Origin of the sequence: Tianweitania sediminis (assembly GCF_017813335.1) — a bacterium.
GTDB lineage: Bacteria > Pseudomonadota > Alphaproteobacteria > Rhizobiales > Rhizobiaceae > Tianweitania > Tianweitania sediminis.
The window spans coordinates 81,904-99,015 of sequence record NZ_JAGIYY010000010.1 but is presented as its reverse complement, the minus strand read 5'-3'; the positions used below and the strand labels follow the sequence as shown (position 1 = coordinate 99,015).

The 17,112-nt window shown below is 62.5% G+C and carries 13 protein-coding genes; 6 read left to right on the top strand and 7 right to left on the bottom strand.

From position 1 onward, the window contains the following. Genes trpD through J5Y06_RS20185 form a run of 4 tightly spaced genes read left to right on the top strand, consistent with a single transcriptional unit; the run spans nt 1 to nt 3,513 of the window. Complete coding sequence (gene trpD / locus J5Y06_RS20200) at nt 1-1,017, top strand: anthranilate phosphoribosyltransferase (RefSeq protein ID WP_209337003.1); 1,017 nt, start codon at nt 1-3, stop codon at nt 1,015-1,017. Beyond that, nucleotides 1,014-1,832 (top strand): indole-3-glycerol phosphate synthase TrpC, encoded by an 819-nt coding sequence (gene trpC / locus J5Y06_RS20195; RefSeq protein WP_209337082.1) that lies wholly within the window; start codon nt 1,014-1,016, stop codon nt 1,830-1,832. Before trpD ends, trpC begins: the two co-directional genes overlap by 4 nt. Then, on the top strand, nt 1,829-2,311 hold the full coding sequence (gene moaC / locus J5Y06_RS20190) for a cyclic pyranopterin monophosphate synthase MoaC (RefSeq protein WP_209337002.1): 483 nt from the start codon (nt 1,829-1,831) through the stop codon (nt 2,309-2,311). Before trpC ends, moaC begins: the two co-directional genes overlap by 4 nt. Nucleotides 2,312-2,313: 2 nt before the next feature. Next, nucleotides 2,314-3,513, top strand: a complete 1,200-nt coding sequence (locus J5Y06_RS20185) for a molybdopterin molybdotransferase MoeA (protein WP_209337001.1) — start codon at nt 2,314-2,316, stop codon at nt 3,511-3,513. Between the two features lie 9 nt (nt 3,514-3,522). Here J5Y06_RS20185 and mfd read toward each other — a convergent pair whose 3' ends face one another. Together mfd and J5Y06_RS20175 are read right to left on the bottom strand one after the other, a co-directional pair. Continuing rightward, nucleotides 3,523-7,017, bottom strand: a complete 3,495-nt coding sequence (gene mfd / locus J5Y06_RS20180) for a transcription-repair coupling factor (RefSeq protein ID WP_209337000.1) — start codon at nt 7,015-7,017, stop codon at nt 3,523-3,525. Then, nucleotides 7,014-7,313 (bottom strand): FAD assembly factor SdhE, encoded by a 300-nt coding sequence (locus J5Y06_RS20175; protein WP_209336999.1) that lies wholly within the window; start codon nt 7,311-7,313, stop codon nt 7,014-7,016. Before J5Y06_RS20175 ends, mfd begins: the two co-directional genes overlap by 4 nt. Before the next feature lie 125 nt (nt 7,314-7,438). Between J5Y06_RS20175 and recG the strand changes: the two genes are divergently transcribed. Further along, the gene (gene recG, locus J5Y06_RS20170) at nt 7,439-9,547 is read left to right on the top strand and encodes an ATP-dependent DNA helicase RecG (RefSeq protein WP_245248170.1); all 2,109 of its coding nucleotides are present in this window, start codon (nt 7,439-7,441) and stop codon (nt 9,545-9,547) included. Here recG and J5Y06_RS20165 read toward each other — a convergent pair. The 5 genes from J5Y06_RS20165 to J5Y06_RS20145 all read right to left on the bottom strand — a co-directional run bounded on the left by J5Y06_RS20165 (nt 9,533) and on the right by J5Y06_RS20145 (nt 15,984). Next, complete coding sequence (locus tag J5Y06_RS20165) at nt 9,533-10,234, bottom strand: DUF502 domain-containing protein (protein ID WP_209336998.1); 702 nt, start codon at nt 10,232-10,234, stop codon at nt 9,533-9,535. The genes recG and J5Y06_RS20165 overlap by 15 nt on opposite strands. A gap of 95 nt (nt 10,235-10,329) precedes the next feature. Further along, entirely contained in the window at nt 10,330-12,153 is a 1,824-nt protein-coding gene (gene glmS / locus J5Y06_RS20160) for a glutamine--fructose-6-phosphate transaminase (isomerizing) (protein ID WP_209336997.1), read from the bottom strand. Between the two features lie 109 nt (nt 12,154-12,262). After that, nucleotides 12,263-13,615 carry a bifunctional UDP-N-acetylglucosamine diphosphorylase/glucosamine-1-phosphate N-acetyltransferase GlmU gene (gene glmU / locus J5Y06_RS20155; RefSeq protein WP_209336996.1) on the bottom strand — a complete coding sequence of 451 codons (1,353 nt, stop codon included), beginning with the start codon at nt 13,613-13,615 and terminating at the stop codon, nt 12,263-12,265. A gap of 69 nt (nt 13,616-13,684) precedes the next feature. Then, complete coding sequence (locus J5Y06_RS20150) at nt 13,685-14,425, bottom strand: cytochrome c biogenesis CcdA family protein (protein ID WP_209336995.1); 741 nt, start codon at nt 14,423-14,425, stop codon at nt 13,685-13,687. Nucleotides 14,426-14,547: 122 nt separating this feature from the next. Continuing rightward, the gene (locus tag J5Y06_RS20145; RefSeq protein ID WP_209336994.1) at nt 14,548-15,984 is read right to left on the bottom strand and encodes a DUF4214 domain-containing protein; all 1,437 of its coding nucleotides are present in this window, start codon (nt 15,982-15,984) and stop codon (nt 14,548-14,550) included. Nucleotides 15,985-16,249: 265 nt separating this feature from the next. Between J5Y06_RS20145 and bcsN the strand changes: the two genes are divergently transcribed. Further along, nucleotides 16,250-17,098: a cellulose biosynthesis protein BcsN gene (gene bcsN, locus J5Y06_RS20140; protein WP_209336993.1), complete on the top strand. Its 849-nt coding sequence runs from the start codon at nt 16,250-16,252 to the stop codon at nt 17,096-17,098. The last annotated feature ends 14 nt before the right edge of the window (nt 17,099-17,112 follow it).

The following is a 17,112-nucleotide window of genomic DNA, read 5'->3' as shown; positions in this document are numbered from 1 at the left end:
ATGGCGGACTTCAAGACCTACCTCGGCAAAGCGGCACAAGGACAAGCGCTCGATTTCGCGGAAGCGCGCGACGCCTTCGACATCATGATGTCGGGCGAAGCAACACCCAGCCAGATCGGCGGGTTCTTGATGGCACTGCGGGTTCGCGGCGAAACCGTGGATGAGATTTCCGGCGCAGTCGCCACCATGCGGGCAAAGATGCTGCGGGTGGAAGCGCCAGCCGATGCGGTGGATATTGTCGGCACCGGCGGCGACCAGTCCGGATCCTATAATGTTTCCACCTGTGCTGCCTTCATCGTGGCCGGCGCCGGCGTCAAGGTTGCCAAACACGGCAATCGTGCGTTGTCGTCACGATCCGGCGCTGCTGACACTTTGACCGCTCTCGGGGTCAATATCGAACTTTCACCCCAGGCGATCACCCGCTGCATCAGGGAAGCAGGACTGGGCTTCATGTTCGCGCCTGCGCACCACGCCGCCATGCGCCATGTCGGTCCAAGCCGAGTCGAGCTCGGCACGCGCACGATCTTCAATCTGCTTGGCCCCTTGTCCAATCCAGCGGGTGTCAAGCGCCAGCTGGTCGGCGTTTTCTCGCCCAACTGGGTTGAGCCGATCGCCCACGTGCTGAAAGGGCTCGGTGCCGAGCATGTCTGGGTCGTGCATGGCGACGGCCTCGACGAGATGACAACGGCTGGCACTACGCAAGTGGCTGCCGTTCAGGGCGGGGACGTGCGGACGTTCACCATCGAACCCGAGAGCCTGGGCCTCCAGCGCGTCGGCATGGCCGATCTCAAGGGCGGGGACGCCGCGCACAACGCGGAAGCGCTCCGCGATGTGCTGGCTGGCACGAAGACACCCTATCGCGACATTGCGCTTCTGAACGCAGCCGCCGCGCTTGTGATTGCCGGCAAGTCACCTGATCTTCAGAGCGGACTGCTGCTCGCGGCACATTCCATCGACAATGGCGATGCGCTGTCCGCGTTGGACCGGCTCGTTCATGTTTCCAGCGAGACAAACTGATGAGCGACATCCTTGCCAAGATCGAGCGCTACAAGCGTGAGGAGATCGCGGCGGCAAAACAACGGCTGCCGATCGAGGGCTTGCGCGATCTTGTTCATAATGCGCCCTCCTCGCGCGGCTTCATCGAAGCCATCGAGTCAAAGCGGGCGGATGGCGGGTTCGGCTTGATTGCTGAAATCAAGAAGGCCAGCCCTTCCAAGGGCCTAATCCGACCCGATTTTGATCCGCCGGCCCTAGCTCGAGCCTATGAAGCTGGCGGCGCTGCCTGCTTGTCCGTGTTGACCGACACGCCTTCGTTTCAAGGGGCGCCCGAATATCTGATCGCCGCCCGCGACGCCTGCCGCCTGCCCGTTCTGCGCAAGGACTTCATGTTCGAGCCCTATCAGGTCTACGAAGCGCGGCACTGGGGCGCCGATGCCATTCTCCTGATCATGGCCAGTCTCAGCGACAGCGACGCGAAGACGCTCGAAGATCTGGCGCATGAGCTTGGCATGGACGTGCTCATCGAGGTTCACGATGAAGCCGAGATGGAGCGCGCGCTAAAGCTTTCGTCGCGCCTGATCGGCATCAACAATCGCAACCTCCGCACCTTCGAGGTCGATCTCGCGGTTTCAGAACGATTGGCTGCCGAGTTCCCGAGTGACCGTCTGCTGGTGGGTGAAAGCGGCATCTTCACGCATGCGGACTGCTTGCGCCTCGCGCGGGTCGGGATCGGCACCTTCCTGATCGGTGAAAGCTTGATGCGGCAGGCCGATGTGGAAGCGGCAACGCGCCGCCTGCTCCACGGCGAGAACGTGGTCGAGATCGCGGGATGAGCGACCTCACGCATCTCGACGCTGCCGGCCAGGCCAGCATGGTGGATGTCGGTTCCAAAGCCGAAACAGAACGGACGGCGCGAGCAGAAGGGCTTGTCCTGATGCAGCCGGAAACGCTCTCCATGATCATGCAAGGCAACGCGAAAAAAGGCGACGTTCTGGGCGTTGCGCGTGTTGCCGGCATCATGGCCGCCAAGAAAACCCATGATCTGATCCCGCTTTGCCACCCTCTTCTCCTGACCAAGGTCGCTGTGGAGATCGAGGCGGACTCTGCCCTGCCCGGACTGCGTGTTTCCGCACTGGCGCGCGTCAGCGGCAAAACAGGCGTGGAGATGGAAGCTTTGACAGCCGCATCCGTGGCCTGCCTGACGATCTACGACATGGCCAAGGCGGTTGATCGCGGCATGACCATCACGGGCGTCCGCCTTGTGGAAAAGACCGGCGGCAAGTCAGGCGACTTTCGCCCGCGAGCCGATTGACCATGGCGCTGCTGCCCATCGGTGAAGCGCATCATCGGCTTCTGGACGGCGCGGAGCCGCTGCCAATGGAATGGGTTGACCTCGACCAAGCAGCAGAACGCGTGCTGGCTGAGTCATTGATCGCGCACCGTACGCAGCCCCCGTTCGACGCTTCGGCCATGGACGGCTATGCCGTTCAAGCGGAAGACACCACTGATCCGAAGCGGAACCTGCGCGTGATTGGTGAGGCCGTAGCCGGCCGGCGCTTCGGCGGACGGGTTGGTGCCGGCGAAGCCGTTCGCATCTTCACCGGTGCCCCGGTGCCGGAAGGAGCAGACGCCGTTCTGATCCAGGAAAACGTTGATCGTGCGGGCGATCTGATACTTGCCCTCGAACCGGTTGCTGAAGGGCGAAACATCCGGAGCGCCGGGCTGGACTTCGCCGAAGGCCAATCTCTTCTGCCGAAAGGGCGCAGGCTGGATCCCGGTGCGCTTTCACTGGCAGCAGCCGCCAACCTTTCCGTGCTTCCGGTTGTGCGCCGCCCGCGTGTTGCTTTGATCGCCACCGGCAACGAACTGGTTCTTCCCGGCACTGAGCCCGGACCCGACCAGATCATCGCGTCCAACAGCTTCGGGGTTGCGGCCGTTGCCCGCGGCGTTGGGGCCGAGGTTATCGATCTTGGCGTTGTCCCCGACGACAAGCAGGCGATCGGCGACGCCATAGCAAGAGCCAAAGCGCAAGCCGACGTGATCGTCACGCTGGGCGGCGCATCCGTCGGCGATCATGATCTGGTGCGGCCAGTACTGGAACAAGCCGGCATTGACCTGTCGTTTTGGAAGATCGCAATGCGGCCCGGCAAGCCACTGATGTTTGGGCGCCTGGGCACGACACGGGTCCTTGGTCTCCCCGGCAATCCGGTGGCAAGCCTCGTTTGTTCTCACCTGTTTCTGGCACCGCTCCTCGCGCGCCTTGGCGGGCTTGAGTATGTGGCAGACATTCGCGACGCCCGCTTGGGCTTGGCCATGGCCGAAAACGGCGAGCGCGAGGATTACGTCCGCGCCACAACGAAGCTGGTCGACGGCGCGCTTGTGGCCACGCCGCTGCCGGTGCAGGATTCATCCATGCTGAGCACGCTGGCGCAGTCAGACGCCTTGATCATCCGTCCGCCCTTCGCGCCGCCGGCGCAAGCCGGAAGCTCCTGCCGCGTCTTCAAGCTACGCTGAGGCGCTGCTTCAGGCTGCCTTGTCCACCAGGCGTGCCAACTGCGTCATAACCACGGCTGAACCGGCGAGGCGCTTTTCCGGTGTCGGCCAGTCGCGCATGAACACGATGCTGTGGTCCGGCCTGATCTTGGCCTGCGAGCCCTGCTCGCCGACATAGCGCACGAGCCCGGCCGGATTGGAGAACTGCTTTTCGCGGAACTGGATCACAACACCCTTCGGCCCGGCATCCAGCTTCTCCACATTCGCCTGACGACACAAGGTCTTGATGAAAACGATCTTCAGGAGGTGCTGCACCTCTTCCGGCAACGGGCCGAAGCGGTCGATGAGTTCCGCGCCAAATGCGTCGATCTCCGCCGCACCCTCGAGCTCTGCAATTCGCCTGTAAAGGCCAAGACGCAGTTGCAGGTCGGGCACGTAGGACTCCGGGATCATGACGGCAGTCCCGACGGAGATCTGCGGCGACCAGCTGCCATCCTGGACCTCGCCACTGCCCTTCAACTCAGCCACCGCTTCTTCCAACATTTGCTGGTAAAGTTCGAAGCCGACTTCCTTGATGTGGCCGGACTGCTCATCACCTAGGAGATTTCCGGCGCCGCGGATATCGAGATCGTGGCTCGCGAGCTGGAAGCCGGCCCCCAAGGTGTCGAGGGATTGCAAAACCTTGAGTCGGCGCTCGGCCGTTTGCGTCATGGTCTTTTTTGCCGGCAAAGTGAACAGCGCGAAGGCTCTTAGTTTCGAGCGCCCCACGCGTCCCCGCAGCTGATAGAGCTGCGCCAAACCGAACATGTCGGCGCGGTGGACGATCATCGTATTGGCCGTCGGGATGTCGAGGCCTGATTCCACAATGGTGGTGGACAGGAGCACATCATATTGCCCGTCGTAGAAGGCATTCATGATGTCTTCGAGTTCCGTTGGCGGCATCTGCCCATGTGCGACCGCCACCTTCAACTCCGGCACAGCATTGGCGAGAAAGTCGCTGATTTCCTTCAGGTCCGCGATGCGAGGCACGACATAAAAGCTTTGGCCGCCGCGAAACCGCTCGCGAAGCAGCGTTTCTCGGATCACCAGCGGATCGAAGGGCGCAATAAAGGTGCGCACGGCCATGCGGTCGACCGGAGGCGTTGTGATCAGCGAAAGCTCGCGTACGCCGGTCAACGCGAGCTGCAAGGTGCGCGGAATCGGCGTGGCTGACAGGGTCAGCACATGCACGTCGCTCTTCAGCTCCTTGAGGCGCTCCTTGTGCTTGACCCCGAAATGCTGCTCTTCATCGATGATCAGCAGACCGAGGCGCTTGAAGTTGACCGAACTGGTCAGAAGGGCATGGGTGCCGACCACTACGTCGATGGTGCCTTCCGACAAGCCCTTCTTGGTTTCATTCAGCTCCTTGGCGGTGACGAGACGCGAGGCTTGGCGAACCGTCACGGGTAGGCCCGCGAAGCGCTGCGAGAAGGTGCGGAAGTGCTGCCGCGCCAGCAGGGTGGTTGGCACCACCACCGCAACTTGGAACCCTTCCATAGCCGCAATGAAGGCCGCCCGCAGCGCCACCTCCGTTTTGCCGAAGCCGACATCGCCGCAGATCAGGCGATCCATCGGCTGTCCTGCGCCCAGATCATCACGCACGGCGTCGATTGCCGCCTGCTGGTCATCCGTTTCGTCATAGGGGAAGCGGGCTGCAAACTCGCCATAAACGCCTTCCGGAGGGACCATGGTCGGTGCGCCGCGCATCTTGCGCTCGGCCGCGATCTGGATCAGTTGGCCTGCCATCTCCAGCAGCCGCTTCTTGAGCTTGGCCTTGCGCGATTGCCAGGCAACGCCGCCGAGCTTGTCGAGCGTCGTTTCCGCTGCGTCCGAACCATAGCGCGACAGGAGCTCGATGTTTTCGACGGGCAGGTAAAGCCGGTCATCGCCGGCGTAACGAATCTCCAAACAGTCATGCGGCGCGCCCGCCGCCTGAATGGTTTGCAAGCCGACGAACCGGCCGATTCCGTGATCGGCATGAACCACGATGTCACCGGCCGCCAAGGATGCCACCTCGGCGATGAAGTCCGATGCCTTCTTCCGCTTCTTGCGGCGGATAAGCCGGTCGCCAAGTATGTCCTGTTCGGCGATCACCGTCATCGTGTCGGTGGAGAAACCCGCTTCCACCGGCAGCACAGCAAGCGCTGCTTGCCCCGGCTTCAGCTTTTCGACCCCCGCCAGCCGGTCGACGATCACCAGGTTTTCGAGGCCTCGCTCTTCCAGGATGGACGCCAAACGGTCCAGCGAGCCTTCACTCCAGCCGGCGATCAGCACGCGCCGGCCGGCAGCGCGATCATCGGCGATGTAGCGTGCCACCGCCTCGAAAACGTTCGCCTTGGGGTCAGCACGTTCTTCCGCAAAAGTGCGCCCGCTCCGTGAACCGGCATGCAGGATCTTGCGACCGCTCGTGAACGGCGCATCGAAAGGGGTGAGTTCCACGGACAGGCGATCCTGCTCGGCGCGCGAAACATCGTCCGGGGTCAGGTAAAGGAGCTCGGGGCGGATCGGCTTATACGGGACCGCGTCTGCCAGGCCCTTGGTGTCGCTCTGCGCCTTTCGGGCTTCAAAGTGGTCGTTGATCAGCGTGTGCCGCTCTCCCAGCGATTCGCGCGCGAGGTGGTCGAACACGACGGGCGCTTCCGGCAGGTAGTCGAACACGGTTTCCACCCGATCAAAAAACAGCGGAAGCCAGTGCTCCATGCCGGCAAAGCGGCGGCCTTCGCTGATCGCCGCGTAGAGGGCGTCATCGCGGCTCGGCGCGCCAAAGGTGGAAACGTAGTTGCGGCGAAAGCGGCTGATCGTTTCAGGATCCAGCGTGATTTCGCTCATCGGCTGGAGCGTGAACTCCTTGCGTTGGCCCACCGTGCGCTGGTCAGCCGGGTCGAACGCGCGGATCGACTCCAGCGTATCGCCGAAGAAGTCGAGCCGCAGGGGCTCGGGAGATCCCGGCACGAACAGATCCAGAATGCCGCCTCGCACGGCGAATTCACCGACGTCGCGTACGGTGCCGACCCGGTCAAAGCCTTCGCTTTCGAGCCGCGCGATCAGCGCCTTCATGTCGATCTGGTTGCCAGGCCGCGCCGTATAAGACTGCGCAGCCAGAACTTCCATTGGCGGCATTTTCTGGAGAACGGCATTGGCAGTGGTGAGGATCACCGCCCGATGCGGCTTTTGACGAAGCGCAAGGATGCCGGCGAGCGCTTCCAAACGCCGGGCCGCGGCGTCGACCCCTGGTGAAACGCGGTCATAAGGGAGGCAGTCCCACGCAGGCAGCTGCAGAACAGGAATGCCCGGATCCACGAAAGCAAGGGCGTCCGCCAGCGCCGGCAATCGCTGCCCGTCACGCGCAACGAAAAGGATCGGGCCGTTGCCGCTTTCGGTGACGACGCGCGCAAGGGCGAAGGCTTCGAAGCCGTCCGCTACGCCGTCAAGGATGATCGAGCCCGTGGAAGCTTTGGGAAGGCCGAGTTTCGGAAGAAGAGTCATGTTGAGAAGATGAGGCCTTGCCTGCGCGATAGAGCGACGATGCGCTGAAATAAGGGAGTGGCGAGTTCTGGTGGGGTCGGACGTTCACCAGTCACGAACGTAAAGAGGTCGACGTCCGGAACATCCAGAAGGCGTTCATATTGTTCGATTTCCCCGTCGGACAAGGTCGCAATCTCCGCGTCGGCGAAGCGACCGAGAATCAGGTCCATTTCGCGAATGCCCCGTCGCCATGATCGGATCAGGGCCTTCCGGCGACGATTATCCAGGCCCTCGCTGGAGCGGTTGGTTCCGGTCATGGGCTTGCCTGAAACGGTGAAAAGGAAGGTCGAGCCGCATATAGCGCGCCGGCTGGTCAGTGTCAGCCGCCTGGCTGCAGGAAGCGTGTTCTTGGAACCGGACCGGCAAGAGCATAGAAGCATGCATGCGCCCCGTTCTGCTTGATCCCCTGTTTGCCCCGGTCACCTCGCTCGACGGCGTTGGTCCGAAGCTGGCGCAACTGCTGGAAAATGTGGTGCCTGTGGACGTGGGCGATCGCGAGGTGCGCGTTGGAGACCTCCTGTTTGTTCTTCCGCAAGGCGTGATCGACCGGCGAGACCGGCCTGGCATCGCGCTTGCGCCGCCCGGTGCGGTGGTAACGCTCGAGGTGCGGATCGATCGCCATCAACCGCCGCCGCGCGGCAACCGTTCCGTGCCCTACCGCGTGTTTGCCCATGACGACACGGGCGAAATCGCGCTGACCTTCTTTCGCGGTCATGCCGCCTGGCTCGAAAAACAGCTCCCGGAAGGCGAAACGGTTGTGGTCAGCGGCCGCGTCGACTGGTTCAACGGTCGGCCGAGCATGGTGCATCCCGACCACATGGCGCTCCTGTCTGAGGCCGATACGCTGCCGCTCGTGGAGCCGGTCTATCCACTCACCGCCGGGCTGTCGTCCAAGGTTCTCCGCAAGGCGATTGCCCATGCGCTTGGCAGGGTCCCCGCTCTGCCGGAATGGCTCGACCCGCCACTGACTGAGCGTGAGTCCTGGCCTGACTTCAAGGAAGCGCTTCTTTCCCTTCACGATCTCGACGCACCCGAAGATGTTTCTCCGGAAAGTCTGGCCTTTCGCCGGCTTGCTTATGATGAACTGCTGGCTGGGCAGATCGCCCTGGCTCTCGTGCGGTCCCGGCTCAGGCGGCTGCAAGGGCGTCCCCTCAAAGGCGATGGCCGGCTTGTGGCAGCGATTCGCAGCGCCCTTCCCTACAGCCTGACCGCCAGCCAGGAGCGCGCATTCAAGGAGATCGAAGCAGATCTCGCGGACGATGAGCGCATGGCGCGGCTTCTGCAAGGCGACGTCGGGGCCGGCAAGACCGTGGTGGCCCTCCTTGCCATGGCGCGAGCAGCGGAAGCGGGCGGGCAATCCGCCCTCATGGCACCAACCGAAATCCTCGCACGGCAGCATTTCAGCACAATCGCCCCCCTTGCCGAGAAGGCCGGTCTGCGTGCAGCGGTTCTGACGGGCCGCGAAAAGGGCCAGGAGCGCAGCCGGATCCTCGCCGGCCTCGCCGACGGCAGTATTCACATCGTTGTCGGAACTCACGCCTTGTTCCAAGAAGGCGTGGTTTACCACGACATGGTGCTTGCGATCGTCGACGAGCAACACCGGTTCGGCGTGCATCAGCGGCTTGCCATGACGGCCAAGGGGGCCGCGCCGGATATGCTAGTAATGACCGCAACGCCCATCCCGCGAACGCTTGTGCTGACGGCCTTCGGCGACATGGATGTTTCCAAGCTGACGGAGAAGCCCGCCGGACGACAGGCTATCAAGACGGTGACCCTGCCGCTCGAGCGCCTTGATGATCTCGTCGCGAGGATCCGGGGGGCGATCGACGGGGGTCAGAAAGTCTATTGGATCTGCCCGCTCGTGGAGGAATCGGAAGAGATCAAACTGATGTCTGCCGAAGATCGTTTTCGCAAGCTCCAGCCGATCTTTGGCGCCAGCGTCGGCTTGGTGCATGGACGCATGAAGGGTGTGGAGAAAGATGCCGCCATGGCCGCGTTCAAGAGTGGCGACATCCGTGTACTCGTTGCCACCACTGTGATCGAAGTGGGCGTCGACGTACCTGACGCAACCATCATCGTGATCGAACATGCCGAACGCTTCGGCTTGGCGCAGTTGCACCAGCTTCGCGGCCGCGTCGGCCGCGGGTCCAGGCCGTCGACCTGCGTGCTCCTCTACAAGGAGCCGACGAGCGAAACGGCGCGCAAGCGGCTGTCCGTGCTGCGTGACACCGATGATGGCTTTCTGATCGCGGAAGAAGACCTGAAGCTGCGCGGCGAAGGCGAATTGATGGGCACTCGGCAATCCGGAACACCGGGGTTTCGCGTTGCTCGGCTCGAGCATCATGCCGACCTGCTGGAGATTGCCCGAGACGACGCCCGCCTGATCCTCCAGCGCGACCCCGACCTGAAGTCGGCGCGCGGGGAAGCGATCCGGATGCTGCTTTATATCTTCGGGCGCGACGAGGCGGTTCGACTGTTACGCGCCGGTTGAAGCGGCCCCTGGCGGCGTCAGTTTCTCGGCCACCTCTTCCCTTGTGCCCTGGAACTCCGGCACAACCAGCCCTGCGGAAACAAGCAGTCGCGCAGCTTCCTCGATGGTCATCGACAAGGGAATGACGTCCTTCTCGTTGACGTAAAGCAGATATCCCGTGGTGATGTTCGGCGTGATAGGGCGAAACACCGAAAGGATGCGGCCTTCCCGTTCAGCCAAAGCGACGTTGATCTCAGAATCATGCTGGCGGGCGATGAAGACGATGGACCAGCAACCGGGGCGCGGCCATTCAACCAGACCCACCTGGCTGAAAAGATCCGCCCGATTGGCAAGGATCGTCGCGAAGATCTGCTTCAGGCCGCGGTAGATGTTGCGAGCGAGCGGGATGCGATCAAGGATCCGCTCGCCGAAATTCAGGATGGAGCGACCCACGAAATTCGCGGTCAGGAAACCGACGAGCGTGATGAAGACCAGCGCCACAAGGAGCCCGAACCCCGGCACCGCAAAGGGCAGATAGCTTTCCGGATTATACCGGTGCGGAATATAGGGCTTCACCCAGCTGTCGATCTTGCTGATGAAGTACCACGTCAGATAGGCGGTGATCCCCAGCGGCGCGATCACGACAACGCCCGTCAAAAAGTAGTTCCGCAAGCGCGCCATGCCATGTGGCTTGATTGGATCAGCCATAAATTCCTGCCTTTGCCCTGATTCTTCTAGCGGACCAGGGCGCTGCAGCAAAACTCAATCAAGCGACAGCGCGAAGACAAAGTGCGTCCTCGCGATCACTCCACCGTGACGGATTTCGCCAGATTCCGTGGCTGATCCACATCCGTGCCCATGAACACCGCCGTGAAATAGGCGAGCATCTGGATCGGGACGGCGTAAACGATGGGGGCGATCAGCTCGGGCACGGTGGGCAGGATGATCGTTTCGAGCGCGTCTATGGTGGCGCGCCGCGCCCCTTCCGTGTCAGTGATCAGGATGATCTTGCCCCCGCGGGCAGCGACTTCCTGCATGTTGGAAACCGTTTTGTCGAAGATGCGGTCATGCGGTGCAATCACGATCACCGGCATCGACTCGTCGATCAAAGCGATCGGCCCATGCTTCAGTTCACCGGCCGCATAGCCTTCGGCGTGGATATAGGAGATTTCCTTGAGCTTCAGGGCGCCTTCCATGGCGAGCGGGAAGCTGGTGTCACGGCCGAGGTAAAGAACGTGCTTCACCTGTGCCAGTTCGCGGGCAAGCTTCTCGATCTGCCGGTCAAGCTTCAGCGCAGCGGAAGCAAAGCGCGGTGTTTCGGAAAGCTCGCGGACGAGCTCGCGTTCACGCTCGGGCGAAACAAAGCCGCGTTCAACTGCAGCACGGATTGCCAGGCTCGCCAGAACCGACAGTTGGCAGGTGAAGGCCTTTGTCGACGCGACGCCAATTTCCGGGCCGGCCAGTGTCGGAAAGATCGCGTCGCTTTCCCGTGCAATGGTGGATTCCTGGACATTCACCACAGCCGCGATCGGCACGCCCGCGGAGCGGCAATAGCGAAGTGAGGCCAGGGTGTCGGCGGTTTCGCCCGACTGCGAAATAAACAGCGCCGCCGAGTTGGGCGACAGCGGCATTTCGCGATACCGGAATTCCGAGGCGATATCGATGTCGACAGCCAGGCGGGCGTAGCGCTCGAACCAGTATTTGGCGATCGATCCGGCGAGATAGGCCGTTCCGCAGGCCGAGATGTACAATCGGTCGAGCTTGGCAAAGTCGAACGGCAGCGCAATGTCCTTTGTTTTGCCGCCAACGAAATCCAGATAATGCGCCAGCGTATGGCCGATCACTTCCGGCTGCTCATGGATTTCCTTTTCCATAAAGTGCCGGTGGTTGCCCTTGTCGACCATGAAGCTGGTTGAGCGCGCTTTAGTGCGCGACCGCTCCACCGGCCGACCCTCGATATCGAAGATCTCGACCCTGTCGCGACGCACGGTCGCCCAGTCGCCATCTTCCAGGTAGGTGATCACGTCGGTGAAGGGCGACAAAGCCACCGCGTCCGAGCCGAGATACATTTCGCCTTCGCCGTGGCCAACAGCCAAAGGTGGACCGTTCCGGGCTGCCACGAGAAGATCGTCCTCGCCGCGAAACATCAGGGCAATCGCGAAAGCGCCCTGCAGGCGCTTCAGCGCGTTGTGCGCAGCGGCAACCGGTTCCGCGCCGTTCTTGCGTTCGCGCGCAACGAGGTGCGCAACCACTTCCGTGTCAGTCTGAGATGAGAACTCATAGCCGTCGGCCATCAGCTCAGTGCGGAGCTCGGCGAAATTCTCGATGATCCCGTTGTGGACGATCGCCACGTCATGCGAAAAATGCGGGTGCGCGTTGGTCTCGTTCGGAACGCCATGCGTGGCCCAACGCGTATGGCCGATCCCGATGCGGCCGCCGAGCGGTTCTTCCTTCAGTTTGCGCTCGAGATTGACCAGCTTGCCTTGAGCCCGGCGGCGGTCAAGCTGCCCGCCGTCCAGGGTCGCCACCCCGGCCGAGTCATAGCCGCGATACTCGAGGCGTTTCAAAGCATCCACAATCAAAGGTGCAACGTCGCCACGACCGACGATGCCGACAATTCCGCACATGAATGCCCCCAGGAATCGCTGTTCCAAGCGCAGGACGTTTACGGCCGGCTACGCTCATCCAGAAGTCACTTATAATGACCAGACGTTTCAGCTTGTTTGACGCCGCTCTCTATTTCTTGGCGCTTGCCTTGATGGCTTGTTGACGAGCGCGCAGATCATCGGCCCGGTCTTCGATCACCTTTTGCCGGGCACGGCCAAAGGCGAGCGCATTTGCTGGCACGTCCTGCGTGATGACGCTTCCCGACGCTACATACGCGCCATCACCGATGGAAACAGGCGCCACCAGCGACGAGTTGGACCCGATGAATGCATTGCTGCCGATGCGGGTTTCGAACTTGTTCAAGCCGTCGTAGTTGCAGGTGATGGTTCCCGCTCCGATGTTGGAGCCGGCTCCAATGCTCGCATCGCCGATATAGGTGAGGTGGTTGACCTTGGCCCCCTCGCCCAACACTGCCTTCTTGACTTCGCAGAAATTGCCGACCTTGGACTTGCGGCCAAGCTTGGCGCCGGGACGCAGCCGGGCAAAGGGACCGATCTCCGCGCCAGCTTCCACATTTGTGCCCTCAAGATGCGAAAAGGCATGGATCGTGACGCCCGCTGCCACTTCCACGCCGGGACCGAAAAAGACGTTCGGTTCCACCAGCACATCGGCGCCAAGCCGTGTATCGTGCGAAAAGAAGACCGTTTCAGGTGCAAGAAGGGTCGCGCCGTCGAGCATCGCGGCCGTGCGGCGGCGGCGCTGCCAAATGCCTTCCGCTTCCGCCAGTTCGGCCCGGTTGTTGACGCCCATGACGCTTTCGGCGCCGACTTCCTGCGCAACCACCGGCAGGCCGCGTTCCCGTGCGATCGCCACGATGTCGGTGAGGTAATATTCGCCCTTGGCGTTGCTGTTGCCGACAGCCTCGAGCAGGGACAATGCATCGCGGCCGCTGATGGCCATCAGCCCCCCGTTGCAGAAGGTGATCGTGCGTTCAGCCTCGGTGCAATCCTTGTCCTCGCGAATGGCCAGCAGTGCGCCATCCTGCTCGATCAGCCGACCGTAACCCGCGGGTCGTTCGGTGCGGAAGCCCATCACCACGATGGCGGCACCCTGCGCGAGCCGGCTGCGGGCGAGGGTCAGCGCCTCGGCCTCAACCAGCGGCGTGTCCCCGAAGAGAACGAGCACGTCATCGTAGCCGCGCGCCAGGGCTTCTCGGGCCGCAAGCACCGCATGGGCGGTTCCGAGGCGCTCCGTTTGGGTGAAGACGTCAAGCGTGCTGTCGCCAAGGGCCGCCTGCACTTCGGCGGCGCCACGCCCGACAACGACCGCGATGTCACCGGCGCCGGCTGCGCGAGCGGCTACAACCACATGGCCGACGAGCGGCAGCCCGGCGACCTTGTGGAGGACCTTCGGCAGCGCACTTTTCATGCGGGTGCCTTCGCCGGCAGCCAGAACGATGGACAAACAGCGGCGATCGGTCATGCGAGGTTCCCCGGGGACGATTGGCCGTTCCCGTTTATCGCAACGCTGGCAAAAAATGAATGAAGGTCGTCAGCCAAGCATCCCGAGCGCGGGGAAGCTTTCCAAGAGCCAATAAGAGAAGCTTTGCATGCCGCCCGTGATGAAGGCAACGCCGGCAATTACGAGGGCTGCTCCCATGACCTTTTCAACACGGCCGAGGTGAACGCGGAAGCGGGCGAGGAACCGCATGAAGGCACCGGAAAACAGGGCCGCAGCCAGAAAGGGGATGCCCAGTCCCAACGAATAGGCAGCCAGCATCACGGCGCCCTCGCCCACGGTTCCGCGACCTGCGGCAAGCGTCAGGATCGGACTGAGCACCGGTCCGATGCAGGGCGTCCAGCCAAAGGCGAAAGCCAGCCCCATGACATAGGACGCCAGCATGCTGGCTGGCCGGCCTTCAGCCTGAAAACGTGCTTCGCGGGACAAAAACGGGATTCGCACGAGCCCAAGGAAGTTAAGGCCCATCACCACGATCACGACGCCTGCAACGAGACCAAGCTCGTATTTGTATTGCAGAAGCAAACGACCAAACACGGAGGCCGTCAGCCCAAGGATCACAAACACGGTGGAGAAGCCGAGCACAAAGCAGGAAGCTGCCGCGACGAGCGCGGTTCGCTGGGTAGCCGGCGCCGCCTGGCCCTGTCGGAAATCGTCAACGGTGACGCCGGCCATGTAGCAAAGATAGGGCGGAACAAGCGGCAAAACGCAAGGCGACAAGAAGGACAGGGCCCCTGCGCCGATGGCGCTGAGGTAGCCGACGTCGATCGCCATGGTTGAGGTGCTCCGGCTCCGTTCGCTTGCGGAAGACCCTATAACGCGGCCAACGCGCTTTGCCCAATGCGTCAGGGGGTCACTTCCCTGTGCTTGCCGTTATTGGCTTCGGCTGCCTTGCTTCAGGCGAACTGGGCGCCCGGCAACCAAACACCGTTGCTGATGGCCTGCCCCACCAGGGCGACGTTTTCCGCGCTTTGCGAGAAGCCGACGAGCACGTCCACCGCATCCTGCGCGCCGGTGTCGAGTTGCTCGACCCAATATTCCAGGCCGGCGGCTTCGCCGGACCTTCCAAGGACGTTCTCGTAGAGCCGATCCACGAAGTCGATGGCGGAAACCCCGGTGCCGTAGATCGATGCAAATTCCTGGGACGCGAGAAAGCCTTTTGCGACATCGCCGAGGCTCAAACCGTCGTCCATGCGATCGATCCAGTAGATCAGCCCCGCTGCATCCGGCGTCCGGTCGAAGGCAGCTTGATAGATGCGATAAGCCTGCCCTGCGGTGTCGTCGATCCCCACATCCACGGCCAGAACGCCATCGGCGAAGCCTATGCGCTCGATTGCAAGGAGCATGTCGCGATCGCCTGAAGGCTTGTTGAGGGCGAGCCCTCCCGACGTGTCGAGCGACCAGGTGAAGCCGGAATGCACGCCTTCATAAACAATCGCATCCAAGCCGCTGGTGCCCTGGTAGACGCTTGAACCCTCCGTTCCCGTGAAGATCACGCCCAGCGGCACGTTCGGGCCGGAATCTTCCGTGCGCGCAATGGTTGCCGCCTGCATGTCCGCCAGCATCGCGTCGAGCTTCAGGTTTTGTGAGCCGATGGAGACCGTGGTGGTGCTTTCGCGCCCCGCATAACCGACCGTGACCGTGTAGGTGCCGGATGGCAGCGCCAACGAATAACCGCCCGCGCCCCAGGTGCTGGTCTCGAAGGATCCGCCGGTTCCGCTGGCCTTGATTGTGGCGCCGCCAACACCTTCGCCGACATCGTAGAATTTGTCGCGGTCGCGATCGTCCAGAACAACGCCGGTGAGATAGGATTGAGAGCCCGAGAAAGCGAAGTTCTCAGTCACCATCATCGTTTTGAAAACGCGGCCGTCCGACGAGAACTCGCCAACCTGTGTCGCCATGCCGATCTCCTTGAAGTCGGCATCCATCAGGTTCACCCGATGCCCCGGGCTCCGGAACAGGTTTTCGTGGTTCTGCAAAGTGTGGGTTTTCGGGTCCAAGACGCCGGTGGTGCCGGTATAGGCGATGTTTTCGGCCCAACCAGAAGGTGCGGCGAAGTTGTAGCCTGCTGCCGCCATGCGATTGCCTGGGTTCGATCCGTTCACGCCGATATGCGAGAAGATATCGGTGTCCAGCATCCAGCCACTGTGACTGCGTGCGGCGTCCAAGAGTGTGGCGTTGAAAACCAGCGGCTGCTTGCCGTCCGAGTTGATCGAAGAAGAGGCGAGCCCCTGGTTCAAATCGATGCCGAGGCTCGTCGCCTCGCTCAGGGGATTGGCACGTGCCCGGTTGATCAGTTCAAGAAGATATTGCTCGTAAGCAGTAGGATTCACCGCCGCCGCCTTTCATGCGCTTGCGCTAGAGACAACCCCCTGGCGTGAGCTACTGCACGAGAAGTGTTTCGGCTTATTTGTTGATTTCGTTCGAATGCTTCGAAGCTTGCGCCGGTCTGGACAGGAGAGATCCCAAGCACTTCTGGCTGGCGCTCGAATCTTCTAACCTGCAGCCATGCCGACATGCGCCCTGTTTACCTATCGACGCCGCGCCAGCTTGCTGGCAGCACTTGCCCTTTTCGCGGTGACAGGATGTACCCGCTCCATGCAGGTCGGGTCGGCCGGGCTGGATCGGGTCGTTCCGGCGAATGAAGCCTACGTGTTGCCGGCGCCCGGTGGACCCGCGATCGTTGCCGTAACCCAGCGCACCTATGCCAATGGCATCCAGCAGGACATCGCGCTTGCGACCAGGTCCGGCCTCCCGGGGCAGAACTCACTTCGGGTGCGGCTTTATGGTCCAATCCGCGCGCCCTCCGAAGGCCAGACCCGGATGCCCGAAGAGTTCCTGCCGCTGCATTCGGTCGACAATGACATCCGCCGTGCTGTTCCGGGGCTGCCGATGCAAAAGAGCCCCTTCTACGTCCAGAACCGCTACGGACCATTCGGCTATGCCGTGGGACGCCGCGGCTCGGAAACCTGCCTTTACGGATTTCAGCGCATCCGGTCGCGTGAGTACTCGTGGAACGACCGAGGCTCGATCGACATTCGCGTTCGACTTTGCCAGGCGGATGCAAGCGAGGCGGACCTGCTTGCCTTCATGTATGGCTACACCGTCAATGCCTTCGTAGATGCAACGGGATGGAACCCGTATGGCGAAGCTGCGAAGCCGCCGGAGGGCCTCGGCGCCCCGGGACCCGACCTGTATCCTTCTGCGCGCGGACAGGTGGAAACAGTGCTGCCCCCGGCACCGCCTCCCCCGCGTCTCGTACAAAGGGCGCGCCGACCAACGGCCCGCCCGGCACCCCGGCAGGCTGAGCCGCAGCTGCCGCAGCCGATCGGCCCGGTTGTTCCGCCGCCACCGCCCGGCGCGGTCAGCACCACGCTGGTACCGCCGACCGACGCGGCAGCTATCGTCGGCGCCAGCACCATCGTGCCCCCACCGCCTGGAAACTAACGCCGCGCCGCGAT